The organism is Streptomyces sp. NPDC048257 (genome assembly GCF_043201855.1).
In the GTDB taxonomy this organism is placed as follows: Bacteria; Actinomycetota; Actinomycetes; order Streptomycetales; family Streptomycetaceae; genus Streptomyces.
In genome coordinates, this window is record NZ_JBICZI010000027.1 from 66,584 (window position 1) to 85,717 (window position 19,134).

A 19,134-nucleotide genomic window follows, 5' to 3' on the forward strand; every position below is an offset into this window, starting at 1 on the left:
GTCACCGGCCTCAGCCGTCCCGGTACTTGGGTGCGGGGGGTCCGGACACACCCGGCAGCACGGGCTGCAGGTGCTTGAGGTACGCCTTCATCCACGCGCTCTGGTCGCCGCCCGCGCGGTAGCCTTCCAGGACCTTGTTGACCCGGCGGACCAGGTCCGGCGCGTCCTTGTTCATCGCCACCCCGTAGAACTCACGGGTGAAGGGCGAGCCCACCAGCTGCACCGACGGGTCCTGGGCGGCCTGGCCGGCCGCGAGGGCGTTGTCGGTGATGATGCCGTCGACCTCGCCCAGCTGGAGCCGGACCAGGCAGTCCAGCTGGTTGGCGACGGTGACCGGCGACGAGCCGTACGGCTGGGCCTTGAGCGCCGCCTCGGCGGTCGAGCCGGCGGCGAAGCAGATCCGCTGGTCCTTCAGCGAGGTGTCGTAACCGGTGATCTTCGAGCCCTTGGGAACGAGCACCTGCTGTCCGGCCTCGAAGTAGGCCGTCGAGAAGGCGACGTCCTCCAGCCGCTTGCAGTTGATGGTCATGGTCCGCACGACGATGTCGACGCGCCCCTCCTGGAGGGCGGGGACGCGCTGGCTGGTGGGGATGGCCCGGTAGATGACCGCGTTCTCGTCGCCCAGGATGTCCTTGGCGATGGCCTTGACCAGGTCGATGTCGAAGCCGTCGAGGCGGCTGCCCTCGGCGGACTGGTTGCGGTAGCCCCAGCGGAAGCTGTTCTGGTCCACGCCGGCGACGAGCTTGCCCGCCGCCTTGATCCGCGCGATGGTCGCCCCGTCCACGTCGGACGGGCGCAGGCTGGCCTCGGGGTCCTGGCAGGTGTCGGTGAGGGCCCACGGGGCGGCCGGGGCCGCCGCCATCGCGGCGGGCCGGCGGACCGCCGGCCGCCCGGTGTCGGGCGTCGCGTGCGCCAGCGGCAGCAGGACGACCGCGGCGGTCACCGCGCAGGCGACGGCCATGGCGCTCACCCCGCCCCAGCCGCGCAGCCGGCCCGCCGCGCGGCGGATCCCGGACCGCGCGACCGCGGTCGTCTCCGGGCCCGCGTGGCCTTCAACGCCCGCGTGGCCCTCGTGGCTCTCGTGACCTTCGGCGGCCCGCCTCGCTCGTATCCGCATCGCGCTCACCTGTACTCCGAAAGCCTGCGCCCGATGCCGAGCAGAGCCGCTGCCGCGCCGATGATCACCAGGGCGGCGGAGCCGGTCACCAGACCGCCCAGCGCGCCCAGCCCGTCGCGGGCCGCCCGGGTGAACTCCCGCTGCTCGTGGGCGACGGCCTGTTCCAGGGAGGCGTCCACCGTGTCGAAGGCGGCGCCGCTGCTCTCCTTGTGCTCCTCGTCTCCGACGACCTGGGGCAGCGCGGAGTCGTAGTCCCCCTTCAAGTCCGCCTCCCGAGCGGCCGTGTGCCGCTCCTTCCACTGCTTCACGCCGTCCATGGCCCGGTCGACGGGCACCTCGCCGGCCTCGTCGTCGGCCAGCCGCAGTGCGGTCGCCAGCCCGGCGTCCAGCTGCTTCATGTTGTTGGTGAAGTCCACGTCGTACTTGTCGGACTTCTTGTCCTCGGCCAGTACGGCGCCCCGCGCGATCAGGGTCAGGTTCTCACCGGCCCGCGCCTGGAGGGAGGCGATCCGCGCGTCGTTGAGCACCTTCATGGACTCCTGCCCGTCCGCCCGGGCCTCGCTCAGCGAGGACCGCGCCACCGTGTGCCCGACGGCCAGCCACAGCAGGACCACCACCGACGCGGCCGTCGCGGCCACCAGTCCGTGGTTGAGCACCCGGTTCGTGTGCCGGTAGTTGCGCCGCTGCGCCCACACGAGGGCGGCGATCACGAGCAGGCCCAGCCCGATCGAGGCCAGCGGCCAGGACCGGGCGTCGTCGTGGTCGGTGTAGAGCCGCTTGGTCTCCGACTCGTACAGCCGCTGCGCGGCGGGCAGGAGTTGGGTGGTCATCTGCTCGTTGGCGTAGCGGAGGTAGGCGCCGCCCAGCGGCAGGCCCTGCCGGTTGGTGGCGCGGGCCTGCTCGATCAGACCGGTGTAGCGGGGGAGCTGCTCGCTCAGCAGGGCGATCTGCTCGCGGGAGTCCTCGTTGCCGCCGGTGTTGGCGGCCGCGCTCACCAGCAGTTTGGAGGCGTTGGCGATGTCCTTCTCGTACCGCTGGCGGACCTCGCGCGGTTCCTTGGCGCCCAGCAGGAACCCGCTGGAGGAGGTGGTGTCGGCGTCCGCCAGGGAGCGGTAGATGCTGGCCGCGTCCGCGCTCAGCGGCTGGCTGCGGCCCACCACGTCGTCGGCTGCGGCGGCCCGGTCGGAGATCTCCCACACGCTCACCGTGCCGAACAGCACGATCAGGGCGGCCAGTACCGCGCCGATGATCCGCAGCCGGCCCGGCTCGGTGGTCGCCGCCTCGCGCAGCCGCTCCACGCCCTCGGCCCAGGCGGTGCCCCGCCCGGGTGGTCCGTCGGGTGGTGGCGCCGACGGCGGCCCGGCGGGTGGCACGGGAACACCGCCCCCCGGCGCGGGCGCGCGTGATGTGATCGCCACCGTGACCTCCCCCTCGGTCCTCTCGTCCCCCAGCCGACGCTGGGAGGTACCCCCTGCGCAGCAGTATGGCCGTAGTGCCGGTCGACCACAGCACCCGGTGCTGGATCCAGGGCGATCTGTCCCCGGGGGTGCCCTTCGTCGCCCCTTCACCGTCAATACGTCCGCACGGGCGCCACGGTTCCAGACCGGAGGGCTTCCGGGGCGGGTTCACCCGAAATGGGCACGGAGTTTTTCGTATGCCGGGGGCGGGGACCCGAGCGCGTCCAGGCCCAGCAGCCCGGCGCCCAGGACCGGCGGCGCCGTGATCACGGAGATCCGGGCGTGCGGGGCCCGTTCGGCGAGGCCCGCCGCGATGCGCTCGTTCAACTGCGGGTGGCCGGCCGCCAGCACGCTTCCGCCCAGCACCACGGGCACCTCCTGCTCCAGCAGACCCAGACGACCCAGCGCCACCGACGCCATGGCCACGACCTCGTCCGCCTGCCGGTGCACCAGGGACAGCGCCACCGGGTCCCCGGCGGCCGCCACCGCGAACAGCACCGGCGTCAGCTCGTGCCGCCGCCCGCGCGGGATCCGGCCCAGGTGCATCGCCTCGATCAGCGAGGCCATCGAGTCGTGGCCGAGGTGCGCGGGCAGCGCCCGGGCGAGCTCCGTCGGCCCGCCCCGCCCGTCCTCGGCCCGGGCCGCGAACCACAGGGCCTCCCCGGCCAGTCCGCCCCCGCCGCCCCAGTCGCCGGAGATCCGCCCGACCGCGGGGAAGCGCGCGGTCCGCCCGTCCGGGGCCATCCCGACGCAGTTGATGCCCGCCCCGCACACCACCGCGACACCGCACGGGCCGGCGCCCGTCGGCAGCCCGGCGCGCAGCAGCGCGAAGGTGTCGTTGTGGACCGTCGTCGTACGGCCCCAGTTGCGGCGCTCGATCTCACGCGCCAGCTTCCGCTCCTCCACCGGAAAGTCCGCGTTGGCCAGGCAGGCCGACACGTGCTCGGCCCACGGCCCGGACCCGTGACCGGCGCGCAGCCCGACGGAGGCCATGGCCTCGGCCACCACGTCGACGGCCGCGGCCACCCCCGTGCGGGACGGCTGGAAACCTCCGGCCTGCCCCTTGGCCAGCACCGCACCGTCCGGACCGAGGAGCGCCACGTCCGTCTTGCTGTTGCCCGCGTCGATCGCCAGCACCGAGTGGAGGGTCACGCCCATGGCAGGTGCTCCTTGTTGTGCGCGAGGAGCCGGTCGGTCAGCCCTTCGGCCAGGTCGAACTGCCCGACCAGCGGGTGCGCCAGCAGCGCCTTGAAGACCCGCTCCCGCCCGCCGCGCAGCGCCGCGTCCAGCGCGAGGTCCTCGTACGCGCTCACGTGCGCGATCAGTCCGGCGTAGAGCGGGTCCAGTCGCGGGACCGCGAGGGGGGCGGCGCCGGATCCGTCGACGCGGGCCTGCACCTCGATCACCGCGTCGTCGGGCAGGAAGGGCAGCGTGCCGCTGTTGTACGTGTTGACCACCTGCACGGCCGGGCCGCCGTCGCCCAGCAGGGAGGCGGCCAGGTCCACGGCCGCCTCGGAGTAGAAGGCGCCGCCCCGCCTGGCCAGCAGCGCCGGCTTCTCGTCGAGCGCGGGATCCCCGTACAGGGCGAGGAGTTCCCGCTCCATGGCGGCGACCTCGGCGGCCCGCGAGGGCTTGGTCCCCAGCTCCCGTACGACCTCGTCGTGGGCGTAGAAGTAGCGCAGGTAGTACGAGGGCACGACTCCGAGCCGGTCCAGCACCGCCCGCGGCAGCCGCAGGTCCGCGGCGACCGCCTCGCCGTGCGCGGCGAGCAGCCCCGGCAGCAGGTCCTCGCCGTCCGGGCCGCCCCGGCGCACCCCGAGCTCCCAGGTCAGGTGGTTCAGGCCCACGTGGTCCAGGTGGATGTCGGCCGGGGCCAGCTCCAGCAGGGCCGCGAACTTCCGCTGGAGGCCGATGGCGACGTTGCACAGCCCGACGGCTCTGTGGCCGGCCTGCAGCAGGGCCCGGGTGACGATCCCGACCGGGTTGGTGAAGTCGATGATCCACGCGTCCGGGTTGGCCCGCCGGACCCGTTCGGCGATGTCGAGGACCACCGGGACGGTGCGCAGTGCCTTGGCGAGCCCGCCCGCGCCCGTGGTCTCCTGGCCGACGCAACCGCACTCCAGCGGCCAGGTCTCGTCCTGCAGCCGGGCGGCCTGCCCGCCGATGCGCAGCTGGAGCAGGACCGCGTCCGCCCCGGTGATGCCCGTGTCGAGGTCCGAGGTGGTGGTGATGGTGCCCGGGTGGCCCTGCCGGGCGAAGATCCGCCGGGCCAGGGCGCCGATCAGCTCCAGCCTTTCGGTGGCCGGGTCGATCAGGACGAGCTCGCTGACGGGCAGGGTGTCGCGCAGCCGTGCGAAGCCGTCGATCAGTTCGGGGGTGTAGGTGGAACCGCCGCCCACCACTGCGAGTTTCATCGTCGTCAGCCTTTCACGCCGGTCAGGGTGACTCCCTCGACGAACGCCTTCTGAGCGAAGAAGAAGAGGACGATCACCGGTGCCATGACCAGTACGGTCGCGGCCATGGTCAGGTTCCAGTTGGTGTGGTGCGCCCCCTTGAAGGACTCCAGTCCGTAACTGAGGGTCCAGGCGGCGGGGTTGTCGGAGGCGTAGATCTGCGGGCCGAAGTAGTCGTTCCAGGCACTGAAGAACTGGAAGAGCGCGACGGCGGCGATCCCGGGCCGGGCCATCGGCAGGACCACCCGCAGCAGGGTGCGCACCTCGCCGCAGCCGTCGACGCGGGCCGCGTCCAGGTACTCGTCGGGGATGGTCAGCAGGAACTGGCGGAGCAGGAAGATGGAGAAGGCGTCGCCGAAGGCCATCGGGATGATCAGCGGCCACAGGGTGCCCGACAGGTCGAGCTGCTTGGCCCAGAACAGGTACATGGGGATGACCACCACCTGCGGCGGCAGCATCATCATGGCGATCACGAGCAGCAGCGAGAACCGCCGCCCGCGGAAGCGGAACTTGGCGAGCGCGTACGCGACGGGCACGGAGGAGACCACGGTCAACAGGGTGCCGAGTCCGGCGTACAGGAGCGTGTTGCGCCACCAGGTCAAAAAGCCCGGGGTGTGCCACACCTTCGCGTAGTTGCCCCATTCCCAGGGGGCGGGCCACAGATCGCGGGTCAGCGCCTGCCGGTCGCCCATCAGGGAGGTGAGGAGGAGGAAGACGAAGGGGAGGACGAAGAAGAGGGCGGCGGCCACGCCCAGCGAGTGCACCCCGACCCAGTGCAGGATCGGCCGGGAGGACCTCGGACGGCTGTGCGTGCTGCTCATTCGCCTGCTCCGATCAGACCGCCACGGCGCCGCATCAGGAGTGCGGTGAAGGCCATGGAGAGGGCGAACAGGACGAGCGCGACGACACACGCGGCGCCGTAGTCGAAGCGCTGGAACCCGAGGTTGTAGACGAGCTGGGGCAGGGTCAGGGTGGACTTGTCGGGGTAGCCCGGCTCGAACTGCTGGCCCGAGCCGCCGATCACGCCGGCCGCGACCTTTCCGGCCACCAGCGGCTGGGCGTAGTACTGCATGGCCTGGATGACCCCGGTGACCACCGCGAACATGATGATCGGCGAGATGTTGGGCAGCGTGATGTGCCGGAAGCGCCGCCAGGCTCCGGCCCCGTCCAGCTCCGCCGCCTCGTACTGCTCCTTCGGTACGTCGAGCAGCGCGGCCATGAAGATGACCATCAGGTCGCCCACCCCCCACAGGGCGAGGGCGGTCAGGGCCGGCTTGGACCAGTCGGCGTCGGTGAACCAGCCGGGGGTGGGCAGCCCCACCGCGTCCAGCAGGGTGTTGACCGGCCCGGTGCCGGGGTTGAGCAGGAAGACGAAGGCCAGGGTCGCGGCGACCGGCGGGGCCAGGTAGGGCAGGTAGAACAGGGTCCGGAAGATCCCGGCCGCTGTCTTGATCTTCGTGATGAGCAGGCCGACGCCCAGGCCGAAGGCGACCCGGCAGGTCACCATCACCAGGACCAGCCACAGCGTGTTGCGCATCGCCGGCCAGAACAGCGGATAGTCCGTGAGGACGTAGCTCCAGTTGTCCAGGCCGTTGGGGACGGGCTGGCGGAAGCCGTCGTACCGGGTGAACGAGAAGTGCAGGGTGGACAGCAGCGGATAGACGAAGAAGACCGAGAAGCCGATCAGCCAGGGGGACATGAAGGCCGCGGTCCGCAGGGCGGAACGCCGCCGCTTCGACCGCAGGGGGCGCGTGCCGGTCATCGGGCTACTTCGCCTTCGCGATGTCCGTGTCGATCTGCCGGTCGGTCGTGGCGAGACCGGCCGGGATGTCGGTGACATCGCCCTTCTCGACAGCGTACGCGAAGTCCTGGAAGGTCAGCTGGTAGGTGCCGCCGTCGGCCTTGGCCGGGGTGGTGCTGGACTTCGGGTGCCGGGCGATGTCGAGGAAGGTCCTGAACTCCGGTGTCACCCGGAGGTCCGGGGACTCCAGGGCGGCGAGCGTGGACGGCACGTTGTGGATGGCGTTGGCGAAGGCCACCACCGCCTCGGTGTCGGTCGTCATGTACTTGACCAGCTCCCAGGCGGCGTTCTGCTTCGCGCTGCCCGCGGCGATGCCCATGACGGTGCCGGAGAGGTAGCCCTTGCCGTAGTCGGAGGCCTGCTCGTCGGGGACGGGCAGCGGGGCGGTGCCGATCTCGAAGGTGACGCCCGCCTCCTTGGCCATCGGGGCGCGCCACTCGCCGTCGATCTGCATGGCCACCTGGCCGGTGTGGAAGGGGTGTTCGGCGCCCCACTCGTCACCGAAGGTGTTGCGGAACCGCTCCAGCTTCTCGTAGCCGCCGAGCCCCGCCACCAGGTCCTTCTGCGCGGTGAGCATCTTCGCGAAGGCGGGGTCCCGGGCCAGGTTGGAGGCGCCGTCGGCGGCGAAGTAGGTGGGGCTCCACTGCGCGGCGAGCCGCATCGGGGTGGTCTCGTAGCCGTGGAAGGTGGGCATCAGGCCGACCTGTTCGTACGAGTCCCCCTTGGGCTTGGTCAGCTTCTGCGCGACCTCGACGAACCGGCTCCAGGTCTTCGGCGGTTCGGTGATGCCGGCGGCGGCGAAGGCGGTCTTGTTGTAGACGAGGCCGTACGCGTCGTTGAGCAGCGGCAGCGTGCACTGGTTGCCGTCGAACTCCGTGTACTCCAGCAGGGTCTTGGGGAAGACCTTCGTCTTGTCCACCCCGGACTTCTCGAGGAAGGGGTTCAGGTCGGCGAAGGCGCGGGAGTTGCAGAACTTGCCCACGCTGTCGGTGGTGAAGGAGGAGACCACGTCGGGGGCCTTGTCCCCGCCCGCGCGCAGCGCCTGGTTGATCTTGTCGTCGGTCATGTTGCCGGTGACCTTGACCTTGATGTTCGGGTGCGCCTTCTCGAACCGGGCGATGTTGTCCTCGATCGCCTTCGTCTCGCTCGGCGCGGACCAGCCGTGCCAGAAGGTGAGCGTGACGTCCGCCTTCGGATCGTCGGAGGCGGTGTCCGCGCTCTGGCCCGTACAGGCCGTGGCGAGGGCGGATATCACCGCGAGGAGGGCGGTCGCGGTGGTCAGGCTTCGGTTGCGTCCGATTCTGGGCATGGCGGGGCTCGCTCTCTGCGGGAGGAACTTCCGTGGGGGTGCCGGTGAGGGGTGGGGGCGGGCTCGGGCCGGGCGGGAGGGTGGCGGCGCGGGGCGGTTCAGCCCGAGGTGTCGAACACTTCGTCCCGGGTGGCGGCCAGCGCCATCTCCAGCGCGCCGTGCAGGACCGGCCGTTCGCGTACCCCGCCCGGGACCAGCCGGGGCCGGGAGGGGGCCAGTTCGGCGAGCTCGGCCTCCAGGAGCGCGCGCAGCGGCTCACCGCCCGCGCTGATCGCGGCCCCGGACAGGACCACGATCTCCGGGTCCAGCACGGCGACGACCGAGGCCAGACCGGTGGCCAGCGCGGTGGCGTACGACTGGAGGAAGCGCAGCTGCGCCCCCTCGGGCGCGGCGGCGGCCCGCGTGAGCAGGGCGACGGCGGCGGCGACCTCCGGGCCGTGCGGAGCCCCGTTCGCGTCGGACGCGCCGGACGCGCCGGGGGCCCCGGAGGGCGTGGGCGCCGCCGGGGCATCGGGGGCGTCCGAGGGCTCGACGCCCAGTTCCGCGGCGAGCCGGGGCAGCCCCTCCACTCCGGCCAGCTCCTGGTACCCGCCGGAGTTGGCCCGGGTGACCTGCCGGACGAGGGGGCGGCCCGGTACGGGCAGGAAGCCCACCTCGCCCGCGCCGCCGGTCCAGCCGCGGTGCAGCCGGCCGCCGAGCACCAGCGCGGCGCCGAGGCCCTCCTCGTTCCACAGCAGGACGAAGTCCTCGTGTCCGCGGGCCGCGCCGAGCCGCTGTTCGGCGACGGCGGCGAGATTGACGTCGTTCTCGTACTCGACGGGCATCGGCAGGGCTGCCGCCAGCTCCTCCAGGAGGGTGGGGGAGTGCCAGCCGGGGAGGTGGCTGGCGTAGCGCAGCCGGCCGGTCTGCGGGTCGAAGGCGCCCGGCGTGCCGATGACCACCCGGCGCAGGTCGGAGCGGTGCAGTCCGGCGGCCTTGACCGCCTCGCCGAGGGCCCCGGTCACCTGGTCGACCGCGTCCGCGCCCTCGGTGTAGGGGACCTCGTGGGTGGCGACGACGGTGCCGGTGATGTCGGCGACGGCCGCCAGCACGCGCCCCGGGGTGACGTCGAGGCCGCCGACGTACGCGGCCCGCGGGTTGATCGCGTAGAGCTGGGCGCTGGGGCCGGGGCGGCCGCCGTCCGTGCCGGTGGCCACGACGAGCCCGACCGCCTCCAGGCGGGCCAGCAGCTGGGAGGCGGTGGGCTTGGACAGCCCGGTCAGGTGCCCGATGCGGGTCCGGGACAGCGGGCCGTGCGTCAGCAGGAGTTCGAGTGCGGCCCGGTCGTTCATGGCGCGCAACAGGCTGGGCGTTCCGGGCGTGGCGGCGGGCATCGAGCGGCTCTCCCTCACCGAGGTGATCTGTTAGGTAAGTTTCCTATCACTTGTTGAACTGTGTCAATGCCACTGCCCCGCAGGCTGGGTCATTTCGAGAACGACCTGCGGGGCAGTGGGTGCGGCGGGGGCGAGCGGGGCTCGCGTCGCGTGCGGCTACTTGGTGATCCGCGGGCCGGCCGGCGGCGGGATCGGGGTGGTGGCCAGCGACTGCGGGGAGGCCGGGTTCGCCAGCGCGGACGGCGCGGCGACCGAGGCCGACGGGTCCGCCGGGGCCGCCTCGTCCTCGTCGGCGGCCGGCACGCCGCCGATGATCAGGATGCCCGCGGCGTCGAAGGCCTCCTTGATCCGCCAGCGCAGCTCCCGCTCCACCGCGAACTGCTGGCCGGGCATGGTCTTGGCGGACACCTTCACGGTCATCGAGGCGAGCAGCACCTCGTCCAGACCCAGCACCTCCACCGGACCCCACAGGCGCTCGTCCCACGGGGACTCCTTGGCCAGGGTGTCGGCGACCTGGCCCACGACCTCGCGGATCCTGGAGAGGTTCTCCGAGGGCCTGACCTGAACGTCCACCCCCGCGGTCGCCCAGCCCTGGCTGAGGTTGCCGATCCGCTTGATCTCGCCGTTGCGCACGTACCAGATCTCGCCGTTGTCCCCGCGGAGCTTGGTCACCCGCAGGCCGACCTCGATGACCTCGCCCGAGGCCACGCCCGCGTCGATCTTGTCGCCGACGCCGTACTGGTCCTCCATGATCATGAAGACGCCGGACAGGAAGTCCGTCACCAGGTTCCGGGCGCCAAAACCGATCGCCACACCGGCCACACCGGCACTGGCCAGGAGCGGGGCCAGATCGATCTTCAGCGCGGCCAGGACCATCAGCGCGGCCGTGCCCAGGATGAGGAACGAGGCCACCGACCGGAGCACCGAGCCGATCGCCTCCGAACGCTGGCGCCGCCGCTCGGCATTGACCAGCAGGCCGCCCAGCGCGGTGCCCTCCACCGCCTCGGCGCTGGTGTTCATCCGGGTTATGAGCTTGGTCAGCGCCTTGCGGACCGCCGAGCGGATCACCGCAGCTATCACGATGATCAGCAGGATCCGCAGGCCGATGCTCAGCCAGGTGGCCCAGTTCTGCTCGATGAAGCTGGCGGCCTCGTTGACGCTCGTCTGCGCCTCCTTGACCGATGCGGGCGCGTCCGGAACGTCGGCTGCCAGTGGCAGCAGGGCGGCGGGCCAGGGCACGACGGGAACCTCCAGGTGTAGCGGTCTGCCCGCGGAACCGGGGGTACCCCCGGAGGGGAACCGGGGATATGCGGGACAGACCAACCACACTAACGGGGCAATCCCTTCACCTTGGTGCCGTGTTCGAGGGAGAGACCAGATTCACCTGGGGATGACTGACTGTGGTTGAAAACACCTCGGACCCGTTACGGGCGAGTGGTGGCGTTTCGACCAGCCCTAAGGAGAGACTGGAAGGCAGATCGTCCCGGCGCGAGCCACGCGCCGCCGGCGTACAAGGAGGCAGTCCGTGCCGCACGTCCTGGTCCTCAACGCGTCGTACGAGCCCCTCGGTGTCGTACCGCTCCGCCGCGCGCTCGTCCTCGTCCTGGAGAACAAAGCGGTCTCCCTGGAGGAATCCGGCGCCTATCTGCACAGCGCGACAAGGGTCGTCCCCGCGCCCAGCGTGGTACGGCTCAAGCGCTTCGTGCGGGTCCCCTACCGGGGGCCCGTTCCACTCACCCGGCGCGCTCTGTTCGCGCGGGACGGCGGACGCTGCATGTACTGCGGAGCCGTCGCCACCAGCGTGGACCATGTCGTTCCGCGCAGCCGGGGCGGACAGCACGCCTGGGACAACGTCGTCGCCGCCTGCCGCCGCTGCAACCACGTCAAGGCCGACCGGCACCTGCTGGAACTCGGCTGGCGCCTGCGGCACCAGCCGGCTCCGCCGTCCGGGCTGGCGTGGCGGATCATCGGGACGGGGCACCGGGATCCGCGGTGGATGCCGTACCTCCAGCCGTACGGGGCCGAGGACGCACTGGATCGCATCGGGGTCGCGGCCGGCTAGGCCGGGCGATCTTCGTGGGCCGGGGCTACGGCGTGATCGCGTAGGCCTCCGCGGACCAGAGGGAGCAGCCGTAGCGCGTGGCGCGGGTCTCGCACGTGACGCGGAGGAAGCGCGTGTCCGGGGCGTCCATGCGGAGGGACTCCCGGCCGCCGCGGGAGGCCGCCACGGTCGCCGCCGGGCGCCAGGTCACCCCGTCCGTGGAGGTCTCCACCCGGTACGCCGACGGGTACGCGTCCTGCCAGTGGAGTTCCAGCCGCCCGACCCGCGCCCGGGCGGGCAGTTCCGCCTGCCACCACGCGCCGTCCACCGCCGGTGACGACCAGCGGGTGTTCGCCGAGCCGTCCACGGCCGCCGACGCCGGGAAGCCCGGGGTCTCGTCCGCCGAGGACGCGGCCCGCGCACCGCGCAGCAGATCCGGGCCGCCGGTCCGGGGCAGCGCACGCACGGTCAGCGTGCGTGTCTCCCCGTCGAAGGTCACCGGCACCTGGTAGTTGCCCGGCGGGGTGCCCGCGGCGACGCTGACCTCCAGCGGGATCGACACCTGACCGCCCCGCGGGGCCACCGCGGCCTGCGGGAGGCGGACCTCGATGCCCGCCGGCGGATGTGCCGACAGCGGCCCGCGGACCTCGCCGGGGCCCAGGGCGGACAGCTGGGCCGAGACCCGCTGCGCCGCGCCGCCGATCTCGGCGTCGGCCTCGGCCCCGTCCGTCAGCTCGAAGCGGGCCCGCGGGCCGTCCCCGAACCACGGCACCACCTGGTGCACCGTGGGCGCGGCCTCGGCCCCGGCCCAGGACAGGCGTACCGCGTCCGCGCTCAGCCCCGCCGTGTCCACCTGGGTCCAGCCCGAGGCCGTGGCGTCGCCGACCTTGCGCCAGCCCTCGCCGGGCACGTGCGCCTCCACCGTGGTGCCCCGCGCCCCCACCGGGAGCGGGTCGGTCATCACCGTCACCGCCGACACCGGGCGCGCGGCGTCCAGCCGTACCGTCCAGGCCTCGGCCTCCTTGGTCACCGTGCCGGTCTTGCGGGTGGCCCCGGTCCAGGCGTCGGCCTCCGCCGCCGCCTTCGCCAGGAAGGGGTCCAGGACGGCCTTGTCCACCCGGGCCGGGCCCGGCTCCGCCAGCGCTTTGCGGGCCTCGGCCAGGGCCCGGGAGGCCTGCCAGGCGGCCGCCCCGTCCCCGCGGGCCTGGGCTTGGAGGACGTCGACCGCCAGCTCGCCGGCCGTCCCGTAGCGCGCCAGGCGCTCCAGCCAGGGACCCGCCTCGTCCGACAGCTCCGGCAGCCGGTCCGGGGCCTCGCGCAGGACGGTGAAGGCCTTGCGCAGTGCGGTCCCCGCCGCCGGATCGCCCGCGGCGCGCGCCTTCCAGAACTGCTCGACCAGCGGCTTCAGATACGCGGACTCCTCCTGCTTGAGCCCCGACGACGTGGTGTTCCCGGCCAGCGCCGCCACCGCCTCGCGGGTGCGCGGGTCGGCGCCCGCCAGGTCGCGCACCGCCGCCGCCCAGGACTCGCCGGGCCGGTAGCCGCGCGGGTTCCACGCGAAGTCCGCCGCCGTGAAGAGCGGGATCCGCGACAGGGTGCCGTGCGGCATCGCGTTGGCCAGCAGCGCCGCCGAACCGCCCGCCACCGCCGGCTCGCGCCCCGCGTACGGGCCGAGGAAGATCCGGCCCGGATCCCAGTCGTTCACCGGGTAGTTGTCCATGGTGATCAGCGGGTGCGCCAGGGCGGAGCGCGCCCCGGCCAGCTCCTTGCCCGTGATCGTGCGCGGCACCACGCCCACGCCCGTCCAGGCCACCTCCACCCGCGGGTCCAACGCGCCCGCCAGGGCCGTCCGGTAGGTGGTGGGGCCCTCCTGGAAGTACTCCGTCGGCAGCAGGGAGAGCGCGGGCGCCCCGGGATAGCGGGCGGCCAGGTGCGCCGCGAGCCCGCCCGCGACCTCCGCGTGCGCCTTGGCGGCCGCCGCCGGGCCCTTCCCGTACCGCTCCCGGTCGGCCCGGCAGCCCCATTCGGTGTAGCTGACGTCCTGGAACTGCACCTGGAAGGCGCGGAAGCCGAGGTCCCACATCGCGTCCAGCTTGCGGGCGAGCGCCGCCCGGTCGGCCTCCGAGGACAGGCACATCGACTGCCCGGGGGTCACCGCCCAGGCCAGGACCACCCGGTTGGCCCGGGCCCGTTCGGCCAGCGCGCGGAACTCCCCCTGCTGCTGCTGCGGGTAGTCCTGGCGCCAGGCCGTCGTGCGGTACGGGTCGTCGCCGGGCGCGATCAGCAGCCGGTTCTGCTTGGTGCGGCCCATGAAGTCCACCTGCGCGAGGCGCTGTTCCCGGGTCCACGGCTCCCCGTAGAAGCCCTCGGTGATCCCGCGCACCGGCGCGGCCGGCCAGTCCCGCACCAGGACCCCGGGCACCTTCCCGGCGCCCGCCGCGAGCAGCTGGCGCAGGGTCTGCGCGGCGTGGAAGAGCCCTTCCTCCCCTACGCCGGCCAGCGCGATCGTGTCCCGGCCGGCGTGGCGGCCCACGGCCAGCCGGTAGCCCCCGCCGGGTATGTCGCCCGGCGCGGCCGCGCCCAGAGCGCGCAGCGCCTGCTCCGCGCCCGCGTCCTGGAGCCGTACGACGGTGCCCCGCCCGGGCAGCGGCGCCCCGGGGGCCCGCTCGTGGACGGTCCTCACGCCCGCCCCGCGCAGGGCCTCCCGCACCACCTGGACGGCGTACGGATCGGCGTCGGCCGGTGCGACCAGTACGGCCTCGGCGCCCAGCGGCAGCTCGCGCGCCGGATCGGCGGTCATCGACTGCGGCCGGGGCCACACGGCGGGCCCCTCGGAGGCCGCCCGGGGCGTGTCGGCCCCGGGGTCGAGCACGGGCCCCGCAAGGACGGCTCCGGGGGCGGCGGCGCCGGGGGGCGGTGTGCGCACCGGCCCGTCCGGTGCGGAGGGAGCCGTGAGGGCCCCGGGTGGCGCGGCGGACACGGCGCCGCCCAGCAGTGAGCCGATCACCGCCACGGCGGCGGCGGTGGTCCGCCTCCTGCCCCTGAGCTGCACAGAGCCTCCTCGTCGCGAGACGTCCCCCACTCGTACGAATGAGCCCGAGCCCACCATCCGTGCGGCCGGAGTGTCAATGCGGGTGGGCGGTCTGGCCCGGTTGTGCCAGGAATGCGGTGCCTCCGAGTGGGTATGGACGCGGTGTTCCCCGGCGGCGTCCGACCCCCGTGCACCACTCTTCTGACACATCCTCATGCCCTTATGCCCGCACGCACGAAGGAGCGCCCGCAGATGGACGACCTGGCCCGGCTCGCTGCCCAGTACGGCGTCGCCACCGACTACCGGCCCGCCGCGGACGTCACCGTCCCGGTACCGGAGGCCACCGTCAAGGCGGTCCTCGGGCTGCTGGGGGTGGTCACCGACGACGCGGCCAGCATCCGGGTGTGCGCCGAGGACGCGGCACGGGAGGCGGCCCGGCGGCTGCTGCCGCCCACGGTGGTGCTCTGGCAGGGGGAACCCGTGTCACCGGAGCCCCCCGGGCTGCCGCCGGGCACCCGGGTGCGCGTGGTGGAGGAGGAGACGGGGGAGGTGCTCACCTGGGGCCCCGGACTGCCGCTCGGCGTCCACCGGCTCACCGCCGAGGCGACCGACGGGCGCCGGGCCGAGGCCACCCTGGTCGTGGCCCCGGAGCGGGCCCCGGCCGCGCCCGAGCGGGCCCACGGGCTGCTCGTCCAGCTCTACTCCCTGCTCTCCGAGCGCTCCTGGGGCATGGGTGACCTCGGCGACCTCGCGGAACTCGCCCGCTGGGCGGGCCGCACCCACGGCGCCGGGTTCATCCAGGTCAACCCGCTGCACGCGGCCGTGCCCGGGACCCCGACCGACCCCTCCCCGTACCGGCCCTCCTCGCGGCGCTTCCCGGATCCCGTGCACCTGGCGGTCGAGGACGTTCCCGAGTACACCGACTGCCCCGACCGGGAGGCCCTCGAGGGGCTCGCCTCCCGAGGCGGGGAGCTGCGCCGGCAGGTACTGGAGAAGGGCGCGCTGATCGACCGGGACGCCGTCTGGGACCTGAAGCGGGCCGCCCTGGAGTTGCTGTACGCGGTACCGCGCACGCCCGAACGCGAAGCCGCCTACCAGGAGTTCCGCGCGAGCCAGGGCCCCTCGCTGGACACCCACGCCGTCTGGTGCGCGGCCGCGGCGGGGGAGGACCCGCGGGAGCGGGCCGACTTCCACCGCTGGCTGGTGTGGCTGACGGACACCCAGCTCGCGGCCGCCCAGCGGGCCGCGCGGGCGGCCGGCATGGCCGTGGGAATCGTGCACGACCTCGCCGTCGGGGTGCACCCGGACGGCTCGGACGCGGGGACCGGCTCCTTCCACGCGCGGCACATCTCGGTCGGGGCCCCGCCGGACGCCTTCAACGCGCGCGGCCAGGACTGGGGGCTGCCGCCGTGGCGCCCGGACGTGCTGGCCGCCACCGGGTACGCCCCCTTCCGGTCCCTGCTGCGCGGGGTGTTCCGCTACGCGGGCGCCCTGCGGATCGACCACGTGATGGGCTTGTTCCGGCTCTGGTGGATCCCGGAGGGGACCCCGCCCGCGGAGGGTGCGTACGTCAGCTACGACGGCGAGGCCATGCTGGCGATCCTGGTCCTGGAGGCCCACCGCGCGGGCGCGCTGGTCATCGGCGAGGACCTCGGGACGGTGGAGCCGCGGGTCCGTCAGGAGCTGGCCCGGCGCGGGGTGCTCGGCACCTCGGTGCTCTGGTTCGAGCGGGACTGGGACGGCTCGGGGAGCCCGCTGGCCCCGCAGGCCTGGCGGTCCGACTGCCTCGCCACCGTCACCACCCACGATCTGCCGCCCACGGCCGCCAAGCTCGCCGGGGGTCATGTGGAACTGCGCGACCGGCTCGGCCTGCTGACCCGCCCGGCCGAGCTGGAGCGGGCCGAGGACGCCGCCGACACCGCCGAGTGGCTGGAGCTGCTGGACGGGCTGGGGCTGGACACCAAGGGGGAGGAGGCGGCCGTACGGGCCCTCTACACCTTCCTGCTGCGCACCCCGGCGCGGCTGGTCGGCGTATGGCTGCCGGACGCGGTGGGGGACCGGCGGCCGCAGAACCTGCCGGGCACCTGGGACCAGTACCCCAATTGGCGGCTGCCGGTCGCCGATGCCGGGGGGCGGCCGCTGTCGCTGGAGGAGCTGGTCGCCTCGCCCCGGGCGAACGCCCTGCTGAGCGCGGTGGGGGAGGGCGCACGACCTCGTACGGCACCCCCGGGCGCGCGCCCGGTTTAGGTGTTCGCTACGTTTGCACCGTGGACAAGAAGAACGCTCTGCGCGCCGGCGCCGTCACGGCCGGAACCGCGCTGATGATGCTGCTGATGACGTCTCCCGCCCTCGCGCTCACCCGCGACGACGGTGACGACCCGGGCCCGGGCCTGAGCATTGGCGAGACGCTCGGTCTCTACGTGGCCGCGCCCCTCGTGATTTTCCTGGTCATCGTGGGTCTCGTGATGGTCCTCGACAAGTCGCGCAAGGAACCGCAGCAGGGCTGACCGGGCTGACCCCACCAGGGGCAGCACCGCAGGACTTCCCGGGCGCCGGGGGTCCGCACCGCCGAGACGCATCGGCCGTGTGGCGACCCCCGGCGCCTTGTCGTGTCCTCAGACGCCGGCCAGCAGCCGGCGGAGCAGACCGGTGAGCACGGCGACCTCTTCGTCGGACAGCCCGGTGAGCGCGGCGCGCTGTACTTCCAGACCGGCGGCGACGGCCTCGTCGATGAGCGCGAGGCCGCGGTCGGTGATCGTCACCTGGAGCCCCCGCCGGTCGTGCGGATCGGGCTTGCGGCAGAGCAGCCCGGCCTTCTCCAGCTTGTCCAGACGCCCGGTCATGCCGCCCGTGGTGAGCATGAGGGTGGCCGAGAGCTGGCGCGGCGAGAGCGTGTAGGGCTCGCCCGACCGGCGCAGCGTGGCCACGACGTCGAACTCGCCGCGCGAGATGCCGAAGCGCGCGTAGCACTCCTCCATCGCGTCACCCATGGACTTGGTGATCCGGTAGATGCGTCCGAAGACGGCCATGGGGGCCGTGTCCAGGTCGGGGCGCACGGCGAACCACTGGGCCGTGATCGCATCCACTGCGTCCTTGTCGTCACTCATGCGTGCAGTATCCGGCTTCCTGAGGATCGTTCGCAAGAAAGTTGCTTGACGGTAAGTAGCTTAGCGGTAAGCTACTTACCAGCAATCGAGTCCGGGGAGAGGTCATGGGCGTGTTCACGGGGAAGACAGCCGCATCAAGGGAAGCGAAGGTCGCGGGGGAGCGGTCGCTGCTCCTCGGCATCGGTATCAGCTCGGTCGGGATCGGTATGTACATCCCGTTCTCGCTGGTCTTCTTCCACCACGTCACGGGCCTCTCCCTCACCCTCGTCGGCCTGGTCATGACGGTCACCGGGCTGGCCGGGCTGGCGTTCATGCCGCTGGCCGGCACGGCCGTCGACCGGCACGGGGCGAAGAAGGTCAACCTGGTGCTCTACGGGATACGGGCGCTCGGCTTCGCCCTCTACCCCTTCGCGGACTCGCTGCCCGCCTTCGCGGCCGTCGCCCTCGTCACCGCACTCGCCGACCGCTCCTTCGGGGTCGTCCAGCAGTCCCTGATCGGCGAGGTGGCGCTGGGCGCCGCCCGCGACCGGCTCCAGGCGTCCACCCGGGCCCTGCAGAACGCCGGGATGGGCGCGGGCGCCCTGCTCGTCTCCGGAGTGCTGGCGCTGTGGGGCACCGGCGGATTCACGTACACCGCCTGGGGCAACGCCCTCGCCTTCGCCCTCGCCGGACTGCTCGTCAGCCGGGTCCGGGCGGTCCGCACCGTGGCGACCGCAGCGGCCGGACAGCCGTCCGCCGGGTACCGCACGGTCCTGCGCGACCGCCCCTTCCTCGGGCTCACCGCCGCCAACTTCCTCACCGCGCTGGGCTACTCCGCCCTCTCCGTCCTCTTCCCGCTCTACCTCTCCACCTGGCTGACGGCCCCCGACTCCCTCACCGGAGCCGCCTTTACCGTCAACACGGTGCTCTGCGCCGGGATCGGCGTGCTGATCGCGGGCCGGGTCCGCCGCTCCGGCGCCCGCCGCACCCGCTCGGCCGCCCTCGGCGCCCTGCTCTTCGCCGCCGCCTTCACCGGGCAGATCGTGCTGGGCACGCTGCGGCCCGGCCAGAGCGTCACCCTGGTCGCCCTGCTGGCCATCGTGGTCGTCTACACCCTCGGCGAACTCGTGCACAGCCCCTCCGGCGGCGCCCTGTCGGTCTCCGCCGCCCCCGAGGCCGTCCGCGGCCGCTACCTGGCCACCTACCAGCTGTCCTACTCGCTGGCCGGCGCGCTCGCCCCCTCCCTCTTCACCGCCCTGCTCGCCGTCGACGGCCGCCTGCCCTGGGCCGTCCTGGCCGTGGCCGCCCTCGGCGCCGCCCTGGCGCTGCTCCGGCTGGAGCGGCACCTGCCGGCCGAGGCCGTGCACGCCGAGCCGCCGGCGGTCGTCAAGGCCGCCGGGGCACCGGTGACCGCACCGGCCCCCGCGACCGCCGCCGTCTGATCCTTCACCCTCTCCAGGAGCCCG

The 19,134-nt window shown here is 73.4% G+C and carries 15 protein-coding genes; 4 read left to right on the forward strand and 11 right to left on the reverse strand.

Going from position 1 to position 19,134, the window contains the following annotated elements:
* Positions 1–10: 10 nt before the first annotated feature.
* The 9 genes from ACGFZK_RS32745 to ACGFZK_RS32785 all read right to left on the reverse strand — a co-directional run bounded on the left by ACGFZK_RS32745 (position 11) and on the right by ACGFZK_RS32785 (position 10,749).
* Positions 11–1,117 carry a glutamate ABC transporter substrate-binding protein gene (locus ACGFZK_RS32745; RefSeq protein ID WP_393852484.1) on the reverse strand — a complete coding sequence of 369 codons (1,107 nt, stop codon included), beginning with the start codon at positions 1,115–1,117 and terminating at the stop codon, positions 11–13.
* Positions 1,118–1,122: 5 nt separating this feature from the next.
* Positions 1,123–2,535, reverse strand: a complete 1,413-nt coding sequence (locus tag ACGFZK_RS32750) for a hypothetical protein (protein WP_393852485.1) — start codon at positions 2,533–2,535, stop codon at positions 1,123–1,125.
* A gap of 207 nt (positions 2,536–2,742) precedes the next feature.
* On the reverse strand, positions 2,743–3,732 hold the full coding sequence (locus ACGFZK_RS32755; RefSeq protein ID WP_393852486.1) for an N-acetylglucosamine kinase: 990 nt from the start codon (positions 3,730–3,732) through the stop codon (positions 2,743–2,745).
* Positions 3,723–4,988, reverse strand: a complete 1,266-nt coding sequence (locus ACGFZK_RS32760; protein WP_393852487.1) for a 6-phospho-beta-glucosidase — start codon at positions 4,986–4,988, stop codon at positions 3,723–3,725. The genes ACGFZK_RS32755 and ACGFZK_RS32760 overlap by 10 nt, the downstream gene beginning before the upstream one ends.
* A gap of 5 nt (positions 4,989–4,993) precedes the next feature.
* A complete protein-coding gene (locus ACGFZK_RS32765; protein ID WP_393852488.1) occupies positions 4,994–5,848 on the reverse strand; it encodes a carbohydrate ABC transporter permease in 855 nt (284 codons plus the stop codon).
* A complete protein-coding gene (locus tag ACGFZK_RS32770; protein WP_393852489.1) occupies positions 5,845–6,789 on the reverse strand; it encodes a carbohydrate ABC transporter permease in 945 nt (314 codons plus the stop codon). Before ACGFZK_RS32770 ends, ACGFZK_RS32765 begins: the two co-directional genes overlap by 4 nt.
* A 4-nt stretch (positions 6,790–6,793) precedes the next feature.
* Positions 6,794–8,137, reverse strand: coding sequence for an ABC transporter substrate-binding protein (locus ACGFZK_RS32775; RefSeq protein WP_393852490.1), 1,344 nt, complete (start codon positions 8,135–8,137; stop codon positions 6,794–6,796).
* 98 nt (positions 8,138–8,235) lie between these two features.
* Complete coding sequence (locus tag ACGFZK_RS32780; RefSeq protein WP_393852491.1) at positions 8,236–9,510, reverse strand: ROK family protein; 1,275 nt, start codon at positions 9,508–9,510, stop codon at positions 8,236–8,238.
* 156 nt (positions 9,511–9,666) lie between these two features.
* Positions 9,667–10,749, reverse strand: coding sequence for a mechanosensitive ion channel family protein (locus ACGFZK_RS32785; protein ID WP_393852492.1), 1,083 nt, complete (start codon positions 10,747–10,749; stop codon positions 9,667–9,669).
* Between the two features lie 286 nt (positions 10,750–11,035).
* Here ACGFZK_RS32785 and ACGFZK_RS32790 point away from each other — a divergent pair, with 286 nt between their 5' ends.
* Positions 11,036–11,572 carry an HNH endonuclease gene (locus ACGFZK_RS32790; protein WP_393852493.1) on the forward strand — a complete coding sequence of 179 codons (537 nt, stop codon included), beginning with the start codon at positions 11,036–11,038 and terminating at the stop codon, positions 11,570–11,572.
* A 25-nt stretch (positions 11,573–11,597) separates the two neighbouring features.
* Here ACGFZK_RS32790 and ACGFZK_RS32795 read toward each other — a convergent pair whose 3' ends face one another.
* Positions 11,598–14,603: a beta-N-acetylglucosaminidase domain-containing protein gene (locus ACGFZK_RS32795; RefSeq protein WP_393852494.1), complete on the reverse strand. Its 3,006-nt coding sequence runs from the start codon at positions 14,601–14,603 to the stop codon at positions 11,598–11,600.
* Between the two features lie 201 nt (positions 14,604–14,804).
* Between ACGFZK_RS32795 and ACGFZK_RS32800 the strand changes: the two genes are divergently transcribed.
* Together ACGFZK_RS32800 and ACGFZK_RS32805 are read left to right on the forward strand one after the other, a co-directional pair.
* Positions 14,805–16,829 carry a 4-alpha-glucanotransferase gene (locus ACGFZK_RS32800; RefSeq protein WP_393852495.1) on the forward strand — a complete coding sequence of 675 codons (2,025 nt, stop codon included), beginning with the start codon at positions 14,805–14,807 and terminating at the stop codon, positions 16,827–16,829.
* A gap of 20 nt (positions 16,830–16,849) precedes the next feature.
* A complete protein-coding gene (locus ACGFZK_RS32805; protein ID WP_393852496.1) occupies positions 16,850–17,089 on the forward strand; it encodes a hypothetical protein in 240 nt (79 codons plus the stop codon).
* A gap of 108 nt (positions 17,090–17,197) precedes the next feature.
* On the opposite strand, the gene ACGFZK_RS32810 is transcribed toward ACGFZK_RS32805, so the two are convergent.
* Positions 17,198–17,689: a MarR family winged helix-turn-helix transcriptional regulator gene (locus ACGFZK_RS32810; RefSeq protein WP_393852497.1), complete on the reverse strand. Its 492-nt coding sequence runs from the start codon at positions 17,687–17,689 to the stop codon at positions 17,198–17,200.
* Between the two features lie 104 nt (positions 17,690–17,793).
* On the opposite strand from ACGFZK_RS32810, the gene ACGFZK_RS32815 reads away from it, so the two are divergent.
* Complete coding sequence (locus tag ACGFZK_RS32815) at positions 17,794–19,110, forward strand: MFS transporter (RefSeq protein WP_393852498.1); 1,317 nt, start codon at positions 17,794–17,796, stop codon at positions 19,108–19,110.
* Positions 19,111–19,134: the final 24 nt, after the last annotated feature.